Source organism: Burkholderia sp. EMB26 (assembly GCF_024730645.1).
Classification (GTDB): Bacteria; Pseudomonadota; Gammaproteobacteria; order Burkholderiales; family Burkholderiaceae; genus Burkholderia; species Burkholderia cenocepacia.
Genome location: NZ_CP078070.1, coordinates 2,187,385 through 2,204,416, shown reverse-complemented (window position 1 = coordinate 2,204,416; position 17,032 = coordinate 2,187,385). Strand labels below are relative to the sequence as shown.

17 protein-coding genes are annotated in these 17,032 nt (G+C 67.8%); 6 read left to right on the top strand and 11 right to left on the bottom strand.

Annotated elements, in window-relative coordinates; all coding sequences use genetic code 11:
- Positions 1-35: 35 nt before the first annotated feature.
- Positions 36-1,001: a LysR family transcriptional regulator gene (locus tag KU887_RS10370; RefSeq protein WP_058901559.1), complete on the bottom strand. Its 966-nt coding sequence runs from the start codon at positions 999-1,001 to the stop codon at positions 36-38.
- Between the two features lie 150 nt (positions 1,002-1,151).
- On the opposite strand from KU887_RS10370, the gene KU887_RS10365 reads away from it, so the two are divergent.
- Positions 1,152-1,556 carry a RidA family protein gene (locus tag KU887_RS10365; RefSeq protein ID WP_048989279.1) on the top strand — a complete coding sequence of 135 codons (405 nt, stop codon included), beginning with the start codon at positions 1,152-1,154 and terminating at the stop codon, positions 1,554-1,556.
- A 33-nt stretch (positions 1,557-1,589) separates the two neighbouring features.
- Here KU887_RS10365 and KU887_RS10360 read toward each other — a convergent pair whose 3' ends face one another.
- On the bottom strand, positions 1,590-2,405 hold the full coding sequence (locus KU887_RS10360; protein WP_012492683.1) for an aminotransferase class IV family protein: 816 nt from the start codon (positions 2,403-2,405) through the stop codon (positions 1,590-1,592).
- A gap of 134 nt (positions 2,406-2,539) precedes the next feature.
- Here KU887_RS10360 and KU887_RS10355 point away from each other — a divergent pair, with 134 nt between their 5' ends.
- The gene (locus KU887_RS10355) at positions 2,540-3,460 is read left to right on the top strand and encodes a LysR substrate-binding domain-containing protein (protein ID WP_006490229.1); all 921 of its coding nucleotides are present in this window, start codon (positions 2,540-2,542) and stop codon (positions 3,458-3,460) included.
- Between the two features lie 60 nt (positions 3,461-3,520).
- Positions 3,521-3,931 (top strand): ACT domain-containing protein, encoded by a 411-nt coding sequence (locus tag KU887_RS10350; protein ID WP_006495592.1) that lies wholly within the window; start codon positions 3,521-3,523, stop codon positions 3,929-3,931.
- A 101-nt stretch (positions 3,932-4,032) separates the two neighbouring features.
- Here the strand turns inward: KU887_RS10350 and KU887_RS10345 are convergent, their stop codons facing one another.
- Both KU887_RS10345 and uraH read right to left on the bottom strand, forming a co-directional pair.
- The gene (locus KU887_RS10345; protein WP_006490217.1) at positions 4,033-5,226 is read right to left on the bottom strand and encodes a urate hydroxylase PuuD; all 1,194 of its coding nucleotides are present in this window, start codon (positions 5,224-5,226) and stop codon (positions 4,033-4,035) included.
- 51 nt (positions 5,227-5,277) lie between these two features.
- A complete protein-coding gene (gene uraH / locus KU887_RS10340) occupies positions 5,278-5,631 on the bottom strand; it encodes a hydroxyisourate hydrolase (protein ID WP_006490200.1) in 354 nt (117 codons plus the stop codon).
- A gap of 507 nt (positions 5,632-6,138) precedes the next feature.
- On the opposite strand from uraH, the gene KU887_RS10335 reads away from it, so the two are divergent.
- The gene (locus tag KU887_RS10335) at positions 6,139-7,551 is read left to right on the top strand and encodes an 8-oxoguanine deaminase (RefSeq protein ID WP_006490193.1); all 1,413 of its coding nucleotides are present in this window, start codon (positions 6,139-6,141) and stop codon (positions 7,549-7,551) included.
- A 95-nt stretch (positions 7,552-7,646) separates the two neighbouring features.
- On the opposite strand, the gene KU887_RS10330 is transcribed toward KU887_RS10335, so the two are convergent.
- Together KU887_RS10330 and KU887_RS10325 are read right to left on the bottom strand one after the other, a co-directional pair.
- Positions 7,647-8,576 (bottom strand): LysR substrate-binding domain-containing protein, encoded by a 930-nt coding sequence (locus KU887_RS10330; RefSeq protein ID WP_006490213.1) that lies wholly within the window; start codon positions 8,574-8,576, stop codon positions 7,647-7,649.
- 221 nt (positions 8,577-8,797) lie between these two features.
- Complete coding sequence (locus KU887_RS10325; RefSeq protein WP_006493215.1) at positions 8,798-9,007, bottom strand: dodecin; 210 nt, start codon at positions 9,005-9,007, stop codon at positions 8,798-8,800.
- Positions 9,008-9,141: 134 nt separating this feature from the next.
- Here KU887_RS10325 and KU887_RS10320 point away from each other — a divergent pair, with 134 nt between their 5' ends.
- The gene (locus tag KU887_RS10320) at positions 9,142-10,035 is read left to right on the top strand and encodes an NAD(P)-dependent oxidoreductase (RefSeq protein ID WP_006495594.1); all 894 of its coding nucleotides are present in this window, start codon (positions 9,142-9,144) and stop codon (positions 10,033-10,035) included.
- A 66-nt stretch (positions 10,036-10,101) separates the two neighbouring features.
- Here the strand turns inward: KU887_RS10320 and KU887_RS10315 are convergent, their stop codons facing one another.
- The 4 genes from KU887_RS10315 to KU887_RS10300 form a co-directional block, all read right to left on the bottom strand.
- Positions 10,102-10,548: a hypothetical protein gene (locus KU887_RS10315; RefSeq protein WP_006488003.1), complete on the bottom strand. Its 447-nt coding sequence runs from the start codon at positions 10,546-10,548 to the stop codon at positions 10,102-10,104.
- A gap of 333 nt (positions 10,549-10,881) precedes the next feature.
- Positions 10,882-11,313: a large conductance mechanosensitive channel protein MscL gene (gene mscL, locus KU887_RS10310; RefSeq protein WP_006487991.1), complete on the bottom strand. Its 432-nt coding sequence runs from the start codon at positions 11,311-11,313 to the stop codon at positions 10,882-10,884.
- A 238-nt stretch (positions 11,314-11,551) separates the two neighbouring features.
- A complete protein-coding gene (locus KU887_RS10305; protein WP_006495595.1) occupies positions 11,552-12,730 on the bottom strand; it encodes a M48 family metallopeptidase in 1,179 nt (392 codons plus the stop codon).
- 90 nt (positions 12,731-12,820) lie between these two features.
- Positions 12,821-13,501 carry a PspA/IM30 family protein gene (locus tag KU887_RS10300; RefSeq protein ID WP_006487987.1) on the bottom strand — a complete coding sequence of 227 codons (681 nt, stop codon included), beginning with the start codon at positions 13,499-13,501 and terminating at the stop codon, positions 12,821-12,823.
- A gap of 443 nt (positions 13,502-13,944) precedes the next feature.
- On the opposite strand from KU887_RS10300, the gene KU887_RS10295 reads away from it, so the two are divergent.
- On the top strand, positions 13,945-16,467 hold the full coding sequence (locus KU887_RS10295; protein ID WP_006488026.1) for a penicillin-binding protein 1A: 2,523 nt from the start codon (positions 13,945-13,947) through the stop codon (positions 16,465-16,467).
- An 84-nt stretch (positions 16,468-16,551) separates the two neighbouring features.
- Here KU887_RS10295 and KU887_RS10290 read toward each other — a convergent pair whose 3' ends face one another.
- Positions 16,552-16,986, bottom strand: a complete 435-nt coding sequence (locus KU887_RS10290) for a DUF3574 domain-containing protein (protein ID WP_006495596.1) — start codon at positions 16,984-16,986, stop codon at positions 16,552-16,554.
- Positions 16,987-17,032 lie beyond the last annotated feature (46 nt).

Below are 17,032 nucleotides of genomic sequence, written 5' to 3'. Positions count from 1 at the left end.
GCGGGTTTTTTCATGGACGCTCGCCTGCGCGCGAATCAGATGGACGAGGACTGGCGCATCGCGCGCGAACCCTGGCCGCCGCGCCGCCGGCTGGCGACCGGCGCATGCTGCGCCATCAGCTCGGCCACCCAGTCGACGAACACGCGCAGCTTCGCGCTGACGTGCCGGTTCGGCGGGAAGGCGACGTACATCGGCATCGGTTCGAGTTGCCATTGCGCGAACAGCGGCACCAGTTCGCCGTTCGCGCGATACGCGGCGGCCATGTAGTCGGGCAGCCACAGGATGCCGAGCCCCGCGAGGCCGGCTGCGAGGTACGCATTGCCGTCGTCGACCGCGAGCACGTAGCGCCCACGCACGTGGACCTGCTCGCCGTCGCATGCCATCGCGAACGGCAGCGTCTTGCCGGTGCGCGCCCACAGAAAGCCGACGACGCGATGATGCGTGTCGTCCAGTTCGGCCGGATGCGACGGCGTACCGGCGCGCGCGAGATAGGCGGGCGATGCGTACACGCCGAGCCGCAGGTCGCCGATGTGGCGCGCGACCAGCGAGCGGTCGGTCGGCTCGCCGCCGCGCACGACGCAATCGACGTTCTCGCCGATCACGTCGACCACGCGGTCGCTCACGCCCATGTCGAGCTGGATGTCCGGATGGCGCGCATGAAACGCGGGTAGCGCGGGGATCAGGATCAGGCGCGCGAACGGGCTCGGCACGTCCACCCGCAGCCGCCCGCGCGGCGACGCCGACGCCGCGGACAGGCTCGTTTCGGCATCGTCCATGTCGGCCAGCAGCCGCACGACACGTTCGTAGTACGCGGCGCCGTCGGCCGTGACGACGACCTTGCGGGTCGTGCGGTTGAACAGCTTCACGCGCAGCCGCGCTTCGAGCTGCTGCACCAGTTGCGTGACGGTGGTGCGGCTCATGTGCAGCGTGTCGGCTGCCTTCGTGAAGCTGCCGGCTTCCACCACGCGGGCGAACGCCTGCATTGCGTCGAATCGATCCATCGGGTCGGGGCTCCGCGTCGGTCGCAGGATTGTTTGGGATGTGCAAACAGTGTTGGACAGGGTTGCCGGTTTATCCGCCGCGCAACGGTCCTTAAAGTGCCTTCATCGTTGATGCACGGGCATGCCGCCCAAGACCGATGGAGGTGTCGAATGGCAAAGCGTAGCGCAGTTTTTCCGCCGGGTCGCCAGGCGCTGTACGACCGCAACCGTTATTCGCCGGCGCTGCGCGCGAACGGCTTCCTGTTCGTATCCGGGCAGGTGGGCAGCCGCGAGGACGGCTCGCCCGAGCCGGAACTGGGCGCGCAGGTGCGCCGTGCGTTCGACAACCTGAATGCGGTGCTGCGCGCGGCCGGCTGCACGTTCGACGACGTCGTCGACGTGACGGTGTTCCTCGTCGATCCCGAAGCGACGTTCAAGCGGGTCTGGGAGATCGTGCCCGAATACTGGGGCGACGCACCGCATCCGACGCTGACCGCCGTCGGCGTGACCTGGCTGTATGGGTTTCAGTTCGAGATCAAGGTGATTGCGCGGCTGCCGGAGACGGGCGACGCATGAGCATTCGGCGCCTGGGTTTCAGCTTGGCCTGCATCACGGCGCGACGGCCGGCTCGTGTTCATACGCGCGATGCAGCAGCGCGACGAACGACGACGAATCGGGCAGCGTCGCCGTGCCGAGCCGGCGCACCGCGATGGCCGGCGTCCATGAATTCATCACGACGGCGCCGGCCAGTGACGGCAGGTCGGCCGGCCTGACTTCACGGTCGTGCTGCGCGACGCCGAGGCGTGCCAGTTGCCGCCGCAGGATGCCCATCGTGACACCGCCGAGCATGCCGGCCACCGGCCACACGACCGCGTCGCCGGTCCAGAACGCCAGATTCCAGATCGAGCCTTCGCTGATGCGCCCGTGGCGATCGATGAACGCCGCATCGTCGAAACCCCGTGAGACCGCGCGGCGCAGAAAGTGCGTTTTCGCGACTTCGCCGACGTGCTTGATCGCCGGCAGCACGCGCTCGTAGTCGAACAGCGCGAGATCGAGTGGGCCTGCGGGCCCCGACGACGGCGCCGCGGTGCGCACCAGCACGTCGAGCGTTTCATCGGCGCGCGGCGCGACGAATTCGCCGCTCGTCGCATGAACGGTCGCGGTCAGCGACAGCGCCGATGGCGCGTGCTCGAGCGCGGCGTGCAGGAACGTGCGCATTCGTGCGTCGGGCAGCGCCTGCCCGAACAGTGCATTCGATGCTTCGCGCAGCCGGGCGAGATGCAGGTCGAGGCCGCGCACGCGCCCGTCGCGGACCTGCATCGCGGTGAAATGCGCGTGGCCCGCGAAGGCCAGCGCGGCGAGTGCATCCGGCGCGGCGGTCGTGCCGTTGAGTTGAGTGACGGACGGGAACGATACGGCGGTCATCGGCAAATCTCCGGGTTCGGCCGCGGGCACGGGGCGGCGCGCGGCATCTTCAAGAACGGCTATTGTTTGCTCATTGATGGCGTCATGAAAAACGAGTAGTTTTCGGACGGTCATCAAATTCCTTTTGAAGATCGATGGAACGCATGTGGCCCGGTACGCGCGCGCTGAGGACGTTCGATGCAGCGGCGCGGCACCTGAATTTCTCGCGGGCGGCCGACGAGGTCGGGTTGACGCCGGCCGCCGTCAGTCACCAGATCAAGGAAATCGAAGCGCAACTCGGCATGGACCTGTTCGTCCGTACGAGCCGCAGCATCCGGCTGACGCCCGCCGGCGTCGTGCTGGCCGGCGCGGCCGCCGACGCGCTGGCGGGCCTGCAACGTGCGACCGCACGGGCGCGCCGCCTCGCGCGCGAGCAGACCGAACTGCGCGTGTCGGTCGGCGCACGCTTCGCGACGCACTGGCTGCTGCCGCGCCTGCCGCGTTTCAGGGCCGCCCATCCCGCGCTCGAACTCACGTTCGACATCACCGATCGCCTGCGCGATTTCGCCGACGACGATGTGGACGTCGCGATCCGCTTCGGCACCGGGCGTTACCGCGATGCAGGTGCGCAGCGCCTGTTCGGCACGTCGGTCGTCGCGGTCTGCAGCCCGGCGCTGCTGTCGGCCGGGCAGCCGCCGCGCGTGCCGCGCGACCTGCTGCGCTACACGCTGTGCCACGCCGACTGCGAAGTCGACGGCGTGCGCTGGCCGCGCTGGTCGGCATGGATGACGGCAGCCGGGGTCGCAGGTTTCGACGACAGCCGGTGCGTCGCGTTTCCGGATTCCAGCCACGTCGTGCAGGCCGTGGCGGACGGCGCGGCGGTCGGGCTGGCCGAGCCGCACATGATCGTGCGCGATCTCGCGGACGGGCGCCTCGTGCGGCTGTTCGACGTGAGCGTCGACGTGGCGCCGGCGCTCGCGTATCACGTCGTATATCCGGCGCACCTGCAGGATGATCCGCGCATCGTCGCGTTGCGCGGCTGGCTCGCGGACGAAGTCGCGACGGTGCGCGTGTAGCGCGTGCTATCGTGCCCGCAGCGCCACTGCACGACGCCCGCTTCCGGGCGCGATCTTCCGATGAGCCAGCCTGAAAACGACCTCGCGGTCCTGCTGCGCACGATGCGGCCCGAACTGCATCCGGGCGCGTTCGCGTTCATCGCGCTGCCGCACGACGCCGACGTATCGGTATCCGACGTGATCGCGACGTTCCGCGAAGCGGAAGGGCTGACGGTCGTGGTCGACGAGCAGACGGCCGCCCGGCGCGGCTGGCCGGTGCTGTTCCGCGCCGCCTGGATCACGCTCACCGTGCATTCCGACCTCGCGGCCGTCGGCCTCACGGCCGCGTTCGCACGCGCGCTCGGTGCGGCCGGCATCAGTTGCAACGTGATGGCCGCCGCGTACCACGATCACATCTTCGTGCCGTTCGACGACGGCCCGCGCGCCCGCGATGCACTCGTCGCACTGCAGCGCGACGCGATGCGCGGCTGACGCGCGCAGGGCATTCTGAGCGGGCAAAAAAACGGGCCCGTGACCGGGCCCGCGAACGGAGAGGATGGCGCCGGCGCATGACCGTGCCGGCGCCGGGCGGCTTACTTGACCGCGCCGCCCTCGAACCAGGCGGCGAGCTTGGTCCGCTCGTCGTCGGTCATGTGCGTGACGTTGCCGATCGGCATCGCCTTCAGGCGCACGGCCTGGTCGTAGATGCGCTGCGCGTTCTTCGACACTTCGTCCGGCGTATCGAACATCACGCCCGCGGGCGCGCTGCCCATCAGCGTCGGCTTGGCCGAGTGGCACTCGACGCAGCGCTGCTGCAGGATCGGCATGATGTCGTTGATCACGATCTTCGGTGCGTTGGCCGCTTGCGCTTCCGGTGCGACCGGCTTCGGCATCGTCCACACCAGCGCGCCCGACAGCAGCGCGACGCCGCCGATCGGCAGGTACCACAGCTGCTTGCCGCGGTGACGCATCACGAAGAACTGGCGAATCAGGGCGCCGGCCAGCATGATCAGCACGAGCACGACCCAGTTGAACTTGTTCGTGTACGTCATCGCATAGTGGTTCGACAGCATCGCGAACACGACCGGCAGCGTGAAGTACGTGTTGTGCACCGAACGCTGCTTGCCGCGCTTGCCGTAGATCGGGTTCGGCTCTTCGCCCTTGAGCATCTTGTCGACCATCTTGCGCTGGCCGGGGATGATCACGAAGAACACGTTCGCCGACATGATCGTCGCGAGCATCGCGCCGACGATCAGGTAGGCGGCACGGCCCGAGAAGATGTGGCACGCGAGGTACGCCGCGACGACGACGTACAGGCCGACGCAGATGCCCAGCACGCGGTCGTTGGTGCCGAGGATGCGGCACAGCGAGTCGTAGACGATCCAGCCGGCGGCGAGGAAGCCGAGCGCGGACGCGACGGCGACGACCGGGCCCATGTCGAGCACGTTCTTGTCGATCAGGTACGTGTTCGGGGCGAGCAGGTACAGCACGAAGAACAGCGTGAAGCCCGACAGCCACGTCGTGTACGACGGCCACTTCGACCAGTGCAGGTCATCCGGCATTTCCGGCGGGGCGACCGTGTACTTCTGCATGTTGTAGAAGCCGCCGCCGTGGACGTGCCACAGCTCGCCGAACACGCCGCGCTTGCGCTGGTTCGGGTCGGTCGGCGGTTTCAGGCTGTTGTCGAGCGCGACGAAATAGAACGACTCGCCGATCCACGCAATCGCGACGATGACGTGCAGCCATCGCAGCGCGAGGTTCAGCCAGTCGGTGATGAAGCCTTCCATGAAACTCCTCCAGACTCAGATTTTGTCTTGATGCGGGCGCTGATGCGTATGTCAGCTGCCGCGATAGGTGCTGTACGACCACGGCGACACGAGCAGCGGCACGTGGTAGTGCGATGCGGTGTCGGCGATGCCGAAGCGGAGCACGACGCGGTCGACGAAGCGGGGTTCGGGCACCTTCACGCCGAGCGCCGCGAAGTAGTCGCCGGCATGGAATACGAGTTCGTATTCGCCGGCGGCGAGCGCCGCGCCTTCGAGCAGGGGTTCGTCGCAGCGGCCGTCGCTATTGGTCAGCACGGTCTTGATCGCGCGGCGCGATTCGCCGTCCAGCGCGTAGAGGTCCACCTTGATGGCGGCGCCGGGACGGCCGTGCGCCGTATCGAGTACGTGGGTAGTGAGCTTTCCCATTCGTTGTTCCTTGTGTGAATGCGAGGTTCGGCGGCGGCTCGATCCATGACTGTGCGGCGGATCGAGGCTCCACGTCACGTGGCTACATACCCGTCGGCGAGAGTGAAGCGAGCGCCGTGCAGGCATTGTAAAAAGGTTCCCCACGCAAATACGGGCGCGATATCAAAGATAATGCGCCGCGCATGAGCGGCTGTCGACGGCCCGCCGGATAGGGCTTCGAGCGGCGGTTGCGGGCGCCCGGCAGGGCGGCGGGCGGCGTACCATACCGAATCCCTGAAGGGCGGTATTCCGGATCGCGCATTGTGTGCGGCGCGCGCTTGGGCGATCCTCCCGCCGTGCGCGTCGGCCCGTGGCCCGCGCGTACCCCGAAGACGGCGAGCACGCCGGGTAACCGGGCCAGGGCGTTCGAACGGACGCAGGCACCGGGGCGTGCCGCGATTCAGCGTTCGAACGGCTGTGTGACCGCCTCCAGGACAGCCCCTGGAGGCAGACCGACGCGGAGAACGCATGAATCTCGAGCAGCACGCTGGCGCACGCGCGCCGAACCCCTCCTCATCCCGCCCGACGACCCTGCTGGTCAAGCACGCCGACGTGCTCGTGACCATGGACGACACGCGTCGCGAGCTGCGCGACGCAGGGCTCTACATCGAAGACAACCGGATCGTCGCGGTCGGCCCGAGCGCCGAGCTGCCGGACACGGCCGACGAAGTGCTCGACCTGCGCGGCCACCTCGTGATCCCGGGGCTCGTGAACACGCACCACCACATGTACCAGAGCCTCACGCGCGCGGTGCCGGCCGCGCAGAACGCCGAGCTGTTCGGCTGGCTCACGAACCTGTACCGGATCTGGGCGCACCTGACGCCCGAGATGATCGAGGTGTCGACGCTCACCGCGATGGCCGAGCTGCTGCAGTCGGGCTGCACGACGTCGAGCGACCATCTGTACATCTACCCGAACGGCAGCCGGCTCGACGACAGCATCGGCGCCGCGCAGCGGATCGGCATGCGCTTTCACGCGAGCCGCGGCGCGATGAGCGTCGGCCAGCGCGACGGCGGGCTGCCGCCCGATTCGGTCGTCGAGCGCGAACCCGACATCCTGCGCGACGCGCAGCGCCTGATCGAGACCTATCACGACGAAGGCCGCTACGCGATGCTGCGCGTGGTGGTCGCGCCGTGCTCGCCGTTCTCGGTGAGCCGCGAGCTGATGCGCGACGCGGCCGTGCTGGCGCGCGAATACGGCGTGTCGCTGCACACGCACCTCGCGGAGAACGTCAACGACATCGCGTACAGCCGCGAGAAGTTCGGGATGACGCCTGCCGAATATGCGGAAGATCTCGGCTGGGTCGGCCACGACGTGTGGCATGCGCACTGCGTGCAGCTCGACGATGCGGGCATCGGCCTGTTCGCGCGTACCGGCACGGGCGTCGCGCACTGTCCGTGTTCGAACATGCGGCTCGCGTCCGGCATCGCGCCGGTGAAGAAGATGCGGCTCGCGGGCGTGCCGGTCGGGCTTGGCGTCGACGGTTCCGCGTCGAACGACGGCGCGCAGATGGTGGCGGAAGTGCGCCAGGCGCTGCTGCTGCAGCGGGTCGGCTTCGGGCCCGATGCGATGACCGCGCGGGAAGCGCTCGAGATCGCGACGCTCGGCGGCGCGAAGGTGCTGAACCGCGACGACATCGGCGCGCTGAAACCCGGCATGGCCGCGGATTTCGCCGCGTTCGACCTGCGGCAGCCGCTGTTCGCGGGCGCGTTGCACGATCCGGTCGCGGCGCTCGTGTTCTGCGCGCCGTCGCAGACGGCGTACACGGTGGTGAACGGGAAGGTGGTGGTGCGGGAAGGGCGGCTGGCGACGCTCGATCTGCCGCCCGTGATCGAGCGTCACAATGCGCTCGCGCACGCACTCGTCGAGGCATCGCGCTGAAGCGGCGCTGAAGCCGCGCGGCGGCGGCCAGGCCGGGCGCGCCGCCCCCGGCCATCGTCGCCCCGCGCCGTGAAAACGCGGGCGCGTGCAGGCCGTTACGGCTCGATCAGCGTGCGGGTGGCTTCGGCGACGAGGCTGCGCAGCCAGCGCACTTCGTCGGAGTAATGGCAGCGTTCGTGCCACAGCTGGTAGTACTGCATCGGCGGGAAGTCGAGCGGCGCCGGCACGACGGACAGCGGCAGGAACTTCGCGTAGTGATCGGCGAACAGCCGCGTGGTCGTGAAGATCAGGTCCGACTTCACGAGCACGTACGGCGCGAGGTTGAAGTACGGCAGCGTGACGACCACGTGGCGCTTGAGCCGCTCGCGCGCGAGATGCACGTCGATCGCGCCGCGCTGGCCGACCGAGTACGGCGTCGGCGCGAGGTGCGGTGCGTTCAGGTACTGGTCGAGCGTGAGCCCGCCGCGCTTCGCGAACGGGTGCGTATTGCTCATCAGGCAGACGATTTCGTCGACGAACAGGTTCGACAGGTGCAGTTGCTCGGGCGGCTCGGGCCAGTTGCCGACGACGATGTCGAGCTTGCCGTCTTCCAGCGCGAGCTCGTAGTCGAACGCGGGGCCGAGCGAATGGAACTCGAGCGTCGCATTCGGCGCGGCCTGGCGGAAGCGTTCGACGACGGTCGGGACGAACAGCACGTTCAGGTAGTCGGGGCAGCCGATCCGGTAGCAGCGGATCGACGTGGCCGGATCGAAGTTGTGCTGCTGGAACTTGATGCGCTCGATTTCACGCAGCGCGTTCTGCACGGGCTCGAGCAGGCGCAGCCCGTATTCGGTCGGCACCATGCCGGATTTGCCGCGCACCAGCAGCGGGTCGCCGGTGATGTCGCGCAGGCGCCGCAGCGCGGCGCTGATCGCCGGTTGCGACTGGTTCAGTTTGACGGCCGCGCGCGTGACGCTGCGCTCCATCAACAAGGTATGCAAGACGCGCAAGAGGTACGTGTCGATCGCCTCGCGTTGCTGACTCATGTTATCTCCGGTTTATATGGCTGGGCTGATCGAGGGGCAGGTGGGGTATATCGTTTTTAATATGAACGAAAATCAGCGTCAAGAGATGGATACCCGCAGGCACGCGGCGGCCGGGCCGCGACAAGGGGCCCGAACGGGATGCAATGCGGGGCGCGCGGCGCCGCACGGCTCCGCCTTGCGCGGATCCGGATCGCGGCGCGGCGGGGGCGGCGGTGCGCGCGTCAGTCGTCGATGCGCATGCCGACCTTCAGCGTGACCTGCCAGTGCACGACCTGGTCGCCTTCGATGTGACCGCGCGTTTCGGTCACCTGGAACCAGTGCAGGTTGTGCAGCGTCTTGCCGGCTTTCGAGATCGCGTTGCGAATCGCGTCGTCGCTCGATTGCCGCGACGAGCCGGTCAGTTCGATCATCTTGTACACGTGGTCGCTCATGATGCCTCCCTGGGACGTTCGCATGATGGGCCGGTGCAAGGCGCGCGCCCGCAACGGCGCCGTGCGTGCCCGGCTTCTTGAGTGATAGGTATGATGGGCGGCAAGTGCAACCCATATCGGAGACGAGGAACATCGTGGAAGTCGGATTTTGCGGACCGGGATTGATGGGCGCGCCGATGATTCGGCATTTGCTGGCGGCCGGGCATCGCGTCAGCGTGTGGAATCGCTCGCGCGAGAAGGCCGAGGCGCTCGTGAAGGACGGCGCGCAGGTAGTCGGCACGCCGCGCGAGCTGGCCGAGCGCGTCGATACGGTATTCGTGTGCGTGCTCGACGGTCGTGCGGTCGGCGACGTCGTGTTCGGCGAGCACGGGCTGCTTTCCGGTGGCGCGAATGCGCGTCGCCTGCAGCGCATCGTCGATCATTCGAGCATTCCGCCTGCCGCCACGCGCGACTACGCGGCGCGCGCGGCCGCGCTCGGGGTCGGCTGGGTCGATGCGCCGGTGTCCGGCGGCGTGCCGGGCGCGCAGGCCGGCACGCTCGCGGTGATGGCCGGCGGCCGCGCGGCCGATCTCGACGCGGTGCGCCCGCTGATCGATACGTACGCGTCGCGCATCACGCACATGGGCGACGCGGGCGCGGGCCAGACGGCGAAGCTGTGCAATCAGGCGATCGTGACCGCGACGGTCACCGCGATCGCCGAGGCGGTCGGCCTCGCGCAGGCGAGCGGCATCGACGCCGCGCGTCTGGCCGAGGCACTGGCCGGCGGCTGGGCCGATTCGGTGCTGCTGCAGACGTTCGTGCCGCGCATGACGTCGGGCGGGCATCCGCCGATCGGCGCGCTCGCGACGTTCCAGAAGGATGTCGATGCCATCGCCGACGCCGCGCGCGACACGGGCGCGGTGATGCCCGTGTCGGCCACCGTGCAGCAGGTGCTGAGGCTCGGCGCGGCACAGGGGCTCGCCGGCGCCGATTTCGCCGCGTTCATCGACATCGTGCGGCCGAACAACGGCCGTCAACAGGTGTCGTGACGGGCAAGCGGAGCGTGTGAATGGCAGATGGGCCGCCCAAAGGCGGCCCATCGAATGACTGGCGGATCAGCCGAGCGAGCGGGGTGTCGTGTCGCCCGCGTTCTGGCGGCCGAGGCCGCCGCGCAGGCTCGCTTTCGTGCCTGCACCAAACTCGGGCAGGATGCGCGCACGGGCGCGGCTCGCGAAGACGAGGAAGCCGAAGCCGTTTGCTTCGTACCAGTATCCGCCGTTCTCGAGGCCGTCGAGCGGCTGCTCGAGCGCGTTGGCGATCGATTCGATGCAGCGCTTGCGCAATTCGGCGATGGCCGGATAAGGCGGCTGTGCGCCGCGCACGCTGCACAGGAGCACGTCGAGGCCGGGCAGCACATGCGCATAGAGGACGGGTTCGTCCTGCGCGCGGGCGCGGGCAATCTTGGTGTCGAGCTGGGCAAACGGTTTCGAGTGACGCAGGACCGCGAGGAACGACTCCTGGCCATCCTGCGGCGCACGCCGACGTTTTTTCGGGAAGGACATAAACACTCGCCTCAAAAACAATTGCAAGAAATGCGGCACTTTCATGCGACCCACTCCCGGCTATGTACGCCGCATGTCGATCCTTTATAGCACACGAAAATGCTGCATTCGTGCAGTACGACGATCAATGTCTCCCGTCGACCTGCTCGCCATGATCGACACAGCCAGCGTCTTGGCGCCCGTACTGTCGTTTAGTCTCCATCATAGACCTGCTTTTCCCGCGCGTGCATTCGCTCGTCACAAAAAAATGAGATGGGCCGCATGCGGCGGTGCATCGTGTACGCAATAAAAAGGCCCGCACGAGGCGGGCCTGGGGGGCGGAGCGCGTGGCGATCAGCGCTGCTTGAGCGAATCGCGGATCTCGCGCAGCAGCACGGTGTCTTCCGGCGTCGCGGCCGGCGCGGCTTCTTCCGGCTTGCGCAGCTTGTTGATGAATTTCACCATCAGGAAAATGATGAACGCGAGGATAACGAAATTGATCGCCACGGTGATGAACGAGCCGTAGCCGAATGCGGCGACGCCTGCGGCCTGCAGGTCCTTGAACGAGTCGGGATTACCCTTGAACGTCGGGGGGATGGTGCCGAGCAGAACGAACTTGTTCGAGAAATCCAGACCGCCGGTCAGCACACCGATGACCGGCATGATGAGGTCTTTCACGACCGAGTCGACGATTTTCGAGAACGCGCCGCCGATGATCACGCCGACGGCGAGATCCATCACGTTGCCCTTGACGGCGAACTCCTTGAATTCCTTGATGATGCTCATGAGCGGCTTTCTCCTGGTTGGGGGCGAGAGGAGGCGTGCCGCGACGCGCAGGATTGCTTTGCGTCGAATCAGGGTCGGTGGCACGCCGATGGCCGCATGATAGCGAACGTGCCCCATTGCCGGTAGTCCATCTTGAAATGATTGACAAATCCGCGCGTCGGCGCGGCCGGTCATGCAACGGGGCGTGGCGTGCGTGTCAGGGCGTCGACATGCACGTCGACGCCCGGTGGGCAGGGGCTCAGGTGTTGTCGTCGGTCCAGCCGTCGTCGTTGCTGCCGAGGTCCATCCCGCCACCGCCGTTGCCGTCGCTCCAGTTCGAATCGTCGCCGCGGCCGAGGTCGAAGCCCGGGTCGGCTTCCTGCCGGCGGCGCTCGCCGTCGACGATCACGTCGTGTTCGACCACGCGATCGCGGCCGCCGGACATCGCCTGGCCGAGCAGCACGCCGGTCAGCAGTCCGCCCATCCCGCCGCCGAAACCGCCGCCTTGCTGGATCACGACGGGCGGCTGCTGTTGCGGATAGGGTTGTTGCGGCGGGTAGGGCTGCTGCTGATAGGGCTGGCCCTGGGCGCCCGTCACGCGATCGGCTTCCTGCGCGTACACGGAGCCGCTGCCGTTCGTCGGCGCCGCGGGCTGCGCGGCCGGGTCGGGGCGGCCCTCGACGCGCGCCTTCACGCTGGCGTGACGCTGTTCGAGTTCGTCGACGCGATACGGCGGCACCGGATTCTTGCCGTTCGACAGCGTTTCAACGAGCGTACGCGCGTCGTTCTCGATCGCTTCGAGTTCGCCGGTCAGCGCCGCGGCGCCGGGCGCCGTCGACAGCTTCGCATCGAGCTTGAGCGGCCGGATGTCGTTCAGCACGTCGGTCGCGCGCTTGAGCTGCGTGCGGCGTTCGTCGTCGGCGCGGCCGTTGTCGGCTGTGCGCGCGCGCCGCAGCGTCCAGCGCAGCACCAGCGCGATCACGGCGACGATCAGCCCGAGGCCGATCCACATGCCGGTCGACGGGCCGTGTTTTTCGGCCGGCGCGACGGCGGGGGCGAGCCCCGGCTGCAGCGTGCCGGCCTGCGTGGCCGACGGCGTGTTGCCGCTCACGCGCGCGGCGTCGGCGCGAATGCGCGACTCCGTTTGCGCGAAACGCGACGCGTCGGTGAAGCGCAGTTGCGGATCGAGCGATTTCGCGCGCTGCAGTTGCACGAGCGCGTCGGACGCGCGGCCTTCGCGGTCCAGCACCTGCGCATACAGGTAGCGCGCGTGCGCGTTGTTCGGATGGGCGTCGATGACTTGCGACAGCTGCGTGTCGGCGCGTTGCCAGTCACGCTGCGCGATCGACTGCTCGACCTGCTGCAGCGACGGTACCGCGAACGCGGCGGACGACAGCAACATCAGCGAGAGGCCGAGTGCGGCGAGAGATTTCTTCATGGTCGAACCGGGCGCAGGCGCCCGTCTCCTGACGATCGGTTCGCGCCGCGCGCCCGGGCCGGGGCGCGGCGCGGTGGCCCGCGATGGCGGTTACTGCGCGGGCGTATCGAGCTGCTTCTTCAGTGCGGCGAGGCGATCTTCCACCGACGGGCCCTTGTTCAGCGCGGCGAGCTTGTCGTCGAGCGCCTTGCCGCTCGACGTGTCGGCCGAGTTGAGGCGCGCGTCCGAGCGCGCGTTCTGCAACGCGACCTTGTCCTCGAGCTTCTGGAAGTCCTCGGACAGGTTCTTGCCGCCGATGCCGCCCAGCGCGCTGGCGGCCACGTCCTTCGCCTGCGCGATTTCCTGCTTGGCCTGCAGGATGTTCGAGCGCGCATTCAGGTCGTTGCGGCGCTGGCGCATGTCGGCGATCTGCCCCTTCAGCTTGTCGACCGACGGCTCGAGCGTCGTCAGTTCGGCCGCGAGCGCATCGCGCTCGGCTTCCGCGTTCGACTGCGCCGCGAGCGCCTCGCGCGCGAGCGCTTCGTCGCCGCCCTGCAGCGCGCGCTTCGCGCCGTCCTCGTACTTCCTGACCTTGTCGTCGGCCGCATCGCGCTTGCTGCGCTGGGTCGCGACCTGTGCCTCGATCTCGATCAGCGAATTCTCGGCACGGCCGATGCTGTCGTCGAGCTCCCGCACGATCTGCCGTGCGTCGCGCGACGGATCCTGTACCGAATCGGCCGCATCGTTCAGCAGGCCTTTGATCGTGCGCGAAATAGAGTCGAAAAGCGACATGAAATCCTCCGTGGTTGAAAGGCGCCGCGTGACCGCGGCAATGCCCGTCGCGAGCCGGTTCCGGCCCGCGTGAGCCGGCGGATATTACACCACCGGTTCACTTAAATACGGCTTAAACGCGCGAGTTCAAGCGGCACACGCATCAGGACGCCAAACCTTTCGCGACTGAAAGAAAAATGCCCGCGCACGCCGTATCGCGTGTCCATCATAGGCCGAGGATGCCGACAATACGTTCCGCAAATCACGGCATTGCGGGAATTTTTACAAAAAATCGCGAAGGCCCCCGGGCGATTTCATTAAAATGCGCTGTCACGTCGCGGGAACGGATCGCCGCGCGGCGGGGTCTGTCGACGTGACAGCCGCATCTCGATGCACCCACTCTGATTCATCCGCTTGCATTTCCGCATGCGTCCGAGGGCGCCACGTACGCCCGCCATTCCGACATGCCAATTATCAAACGACCGCCTTCTTCTTCCGACAGGAACGAGCCCCACTACACGCTGCGCCGTTCGCCGTCCGGAGCCTATTACCCCGATGACGACGATCGCGACGACGGCCGCCGCGCGCAGCAGCGCAGCGGCGGTGGCGGAGGGCGCCGCCGTACGTTCGGCTCGCGCGTCGCGCTGTGGTTCGTCGGCTTGTTCGCGACCCTGGCAGTGGTCGGCGCGCTGATCGTCGGCTACGCGCTGGTCGTGATGGCGCCGCAACTGCCGTCGCTCGACGCGCTGACGAACTACCAGCCGAAGGTGCCGCTGCGCGTGTTCACCGCCGACCACGTGCTGATCGGCGAGTTCGGCGAGGAGCGCCGCAGCCTCGTGCGCTTCCAGGATATTCCCGACGTGATGAAGAAGGCCGTGCTCGCGATCGAGGACTACCGCTTCTACGAGCACGGCGGCGTCGATTTCGTCGGCATCCTGCGCGCGGGCGTGGCCGACCTGATGCACGGCGGCGCGCGCCAGGGCGCGAGCACGATCACGATGCAGGTCGCGCGCAACTTCTTCCTGTCGAGCGAGAAGACCTACACGCGCAAGATCTACGAAATGCTGCTCGCGTACAAGATCGAGAAGGCCCTGACGAAGGACCAGATCCTCGAGCTGTACATGAACCAGATCTATCTCGGTCAGCGATCGTACGGTTTCGCGGCCGCGGCGCGCGTGTACTTCGGCAAGGACCTGAAGGACATCACGCTCGCGGAAGCGGCGATGCTCGCGGGGCTGCCGAAGGCGCCGTCCGCGTATAACCCGGTCGTCAATCCGAAGCGCGCGAAGGTGCGTCAGGAATACATCCTGAAGCGCATGCTCGACATCGGCTACATCACGCAGCCGCAGTACGACGAAGCGATCAAGGAAGAGATCCACGTGCGCACGCCGGGCAACCAGTACGCGGTGCACGGCGAGTACGTCGCCGAGATGGTGCGGCAGATGATGTACCAGCAGTACAAGGACGAAACCTATACGCGCGGGCTGACCGTCACGACGACGATCAACTCGGCCGACCAGGAAGCCGCGTACCAGGCCGTGCGTCGCGGCATTCTCGACTACGAGCGCCGCCACGGCTATCGCGGCCCCGAGGCATCGATCAACCTGCCCGCGGCCGGCGACGAACGCGACGAGGCGATCGACGATGCGCTCGCCGATCACCCGGACAACGGCGACCTGCAGTCGGCGGTCGTGCTGTCGGCGTCGCCGAACGCGGTCGAGGTGCAGTTCGTCGGCGGGGCGACCACGACGATCGGCCCGGCCGGGCTGCGTTTCGTCGCGGCCGCGCTGGGCGCCCGTGCGAACAACACGCTGCGCATCAAGCCGGGCTCGGTCGTGCGCGTGCTGAAGGACGGCAAGACGGGCTGGCAGGTCGTGCAGCTGCCGCAGGTCGAAGGCGCGCTCGTCGCGATTGCGCCGCAGGACGGTGCGATCCGCTCGCTCGTCGGCGGCTTCGACTTCAACAAGAGCAAGTTCAACCACGTGACGCAGGCGTGGCGGCAGCCGGGCTCGTCGTTCAAGCCGTTCATCTATTCGGCGTCGCTCGACAAGGGGCTCGGGCCGGCGACGATGATCAACGACGCGCCGCTGTACTTCCCGCCGAGCGTGCCGGGTGGCACCGCATGGGAGCCGAAGGACGACGACCAGCCGGACGGCCCGATGACGATGCGCACCGGCCTGCAGCGTTCGAAGAACCTCGTGTCGATCCGGATCCTCGCGTCGATCGGCACGCAGTATGCGCAGCAGTACGTGACACAGCGCTTCGGCTTCGATCCGGCGAAGACGCCGCCGTACCTGCCGATGGCGCTCGGCGCGGGCCTCGTGACGCCGCTGCAGCTCGCGACCGGCTACGCGGTGTTCGCGAACGGCGGGTACAAGGTCGACCCGTACCTGATCGCCGAAGTCGACGACGCACGCGGCCAGCCGCTGCAGAAGTCGCAGCCGGTGGTCGCGGGCGGCACGGCGCCGCGCACGATCGAAGGCCGCAACGCGTACGTGATGAACAGCCTGCTGCATTCGGTCGCGACGGCCGGCACGGGCGCGGGCACCAACGCGTTGGGCCGCAACGACCTGCAGGGCAAGACGGGTACCACGAACGATGCGAAGGACGGCTGGTTCGCCGGCTACCAGCAGTCGCTCGTCGCGGTCGCGTGGATGGGCTTCGACCAGCCGAAGAGCCTCGGTAGCCGCGAATTCGGTGCGCAGCTCGCGTTGCCGATCTGGGTGAACTACATGCGCACCGCGCTGAACGGCGTGCCCGAGCAGCAGATGCCGATGCCGGACGGCCTGACCACGATCGACGGGGAGCTGTACTACGCCGATCGCACGCCGGGCAACGGCTTCGTCGCGAACGTCGACATCAACCCGGCGGAGAACGCGATCAGCGCGAACGACGCACTGGGTTCGGCCGGCGCGGCCGGGCTGGCGCCGCCGCCCGTCACGCCGCAGGAGAAGCAGCAGATCATGGACATGTTCGAGAACAGGTAAGCGCTACGCCGTGCTTCAGACATGCCGACGGGCGCCTTCGGGCGCCCGTTTTGTCGTGCGCGGCCGGCAGTGGAGCGCGGTGAATCAGAACGACGCGCAGGCCGGCACGATGGCGATGCCGACCGATTGCTGATGGAACCGCTGGACGTATGCCTGCCGGATCGCGGCGAGCCGTGCGCGCGTGTCGGGCGTATCGTCGGCGATGATGCGGATCACGAAGCTGTCTTCGTGCGTGATCCTGTCGGTCGAGCGGTCGTGCCACTGGCCGTGCGTGTCCCAGTAGGTGAGGCCGTCGGGGAAGCGCGGCGTGACCGTGTCGGCGAGGAAGGCCGCGCGTTCGGCATCGGTGACGGGGCCGCGCCCGGCGACGTCGCGCCCGAACAGCAGATCGGCCTGCAGCATGCGGCTTTCACCCGGTTGCGTGCAGGACGCGGATTGCGCGCCGGCGGTGGACGAGGCTGGCGCCGCGCAACCGGCGAGCAGCGCGAGCACCGCCGTGCATGCGGCCAGCCGCCGCATCTGCCCATTTCGTGACGATCGACCTTCGCGCGCGCAAAACGCTGCG

Excerpts from the sequence above, each read along its gene's own strand:
- KU887_RS10350 (WP_006495592.1), top strand. The coding sequence starts at position 3,521 with ATGAGCCAGCCTGAAAACGACCTCGCGGTCCTGCTGCGCACGATGCGG.
- KU887_RS10300 (WP_006487987.1), bottom strand. The coding sequence starts at position 13,501 with ATGTCGCTTTTCGACTCTATTTCGCGCACGATCAAAGGCCTGCTGAAC.
- mscL (WP_006487991.1), bottom strand. The coding sequence starts at position 11,313 with ATGAGCATCATCAAGGAATTCAAGGAGTTCGCCGTCAAGGGCAACGTG.
- KU887_RS10330 (WP_006490213.1), bottom strand. The coding sequence starts at position 8,576 with ATGAGTCAGCAACGCGAGGCGATCGACACGTACCTCTTGCGCGTCTTG.
- uraH (WP_006490200.1), bottom strand. The coding sequence starts at position 5,631 with ATGGGAAAGCTCACTACCCACGTACTCGATACGGCGCACGGCCGTCCC.
- KU887_RS10365 (WP_048989279.1), top strand. The coding sequence starts at position 1,152 with ATGGCAAAGCGTAGCGCAGTTTTTCCGCCGGGTCGCCAGGCGCTGTAC.
- KU887_RS10325 (WP_006493215.1), bottom strand. The coding sequence starts at position 9,007 with ATGAGCGACCACGTGTACAAGATGATCGAACTGACCGGCTCGTCGCGG.
- KU887_RS10315 (WP_006488003.1), bottom strand. The coding sequence starts at position 10,548 with ATGTCCTTCCCGAAAAAACGTCGGCGTGCGCCGCAGGATGGCCAGGAG.
- KU887_RS10305 (WP_006495595.1), bottom strand. The coding sequence starts at position 12,730 with ATGAAGAAATCTCTCGCCGCACTCGGCCTCTCGCTGATGTTGCTGTCG.
- KU887_RS10295 (WP_006488026.1), top strand. The coding sequence starts at position 13,945 with ATGCCAATTATCAAACGACCGCCTTCTTCTTCCGACAGGAACGAGCCC.
- KU887_RS10360 (WP_012492683.1), bottom strand. The coding sequence starts at position 2,405 with ATGACCGCCGTATCGTTCCCGTCCGTCACTCAACTCAACGGCACGACC.
- KU887_RS10290 (WP_006495596.1), bottom strand. The coding sequence starts at position 16,986 with ATGCGGCGGCTGGCCGCATGCACGGCGGTGCTCGCGCTGCTCGCCGGT.
- KU887_RS10345 (WP_006490217.1), bottom strand. The coding sequence starts at position 5,226 with ATGGAAGGCTTCATCACCGACTGGCTGAACCTCGCGCTGCGATGGCTG.
- KU887_RS10335 (WP_006490193.1), top strand. The coding sequence starts at position 6,139 with ATGAATCTCGAGCAGCACGCTGGCGCACGCGCGCCGAACCCCTCCTCA.
- KU887_RS10355 (WP_006490229.1), top strand. The coding sequence starts at position 2,540 with ATGGAACGCATGTGGCCCGGTACGCGCGCGCTGAGGACGTTCGATGCA.
- KU887_RS10370 (WP_058901559.1), bottom strand. The coding sequence starts at position 1,001 with ATGGATCGATTCGACGCAATGCAGGCGTTCGCCCGCGTGGTGGAAGCC.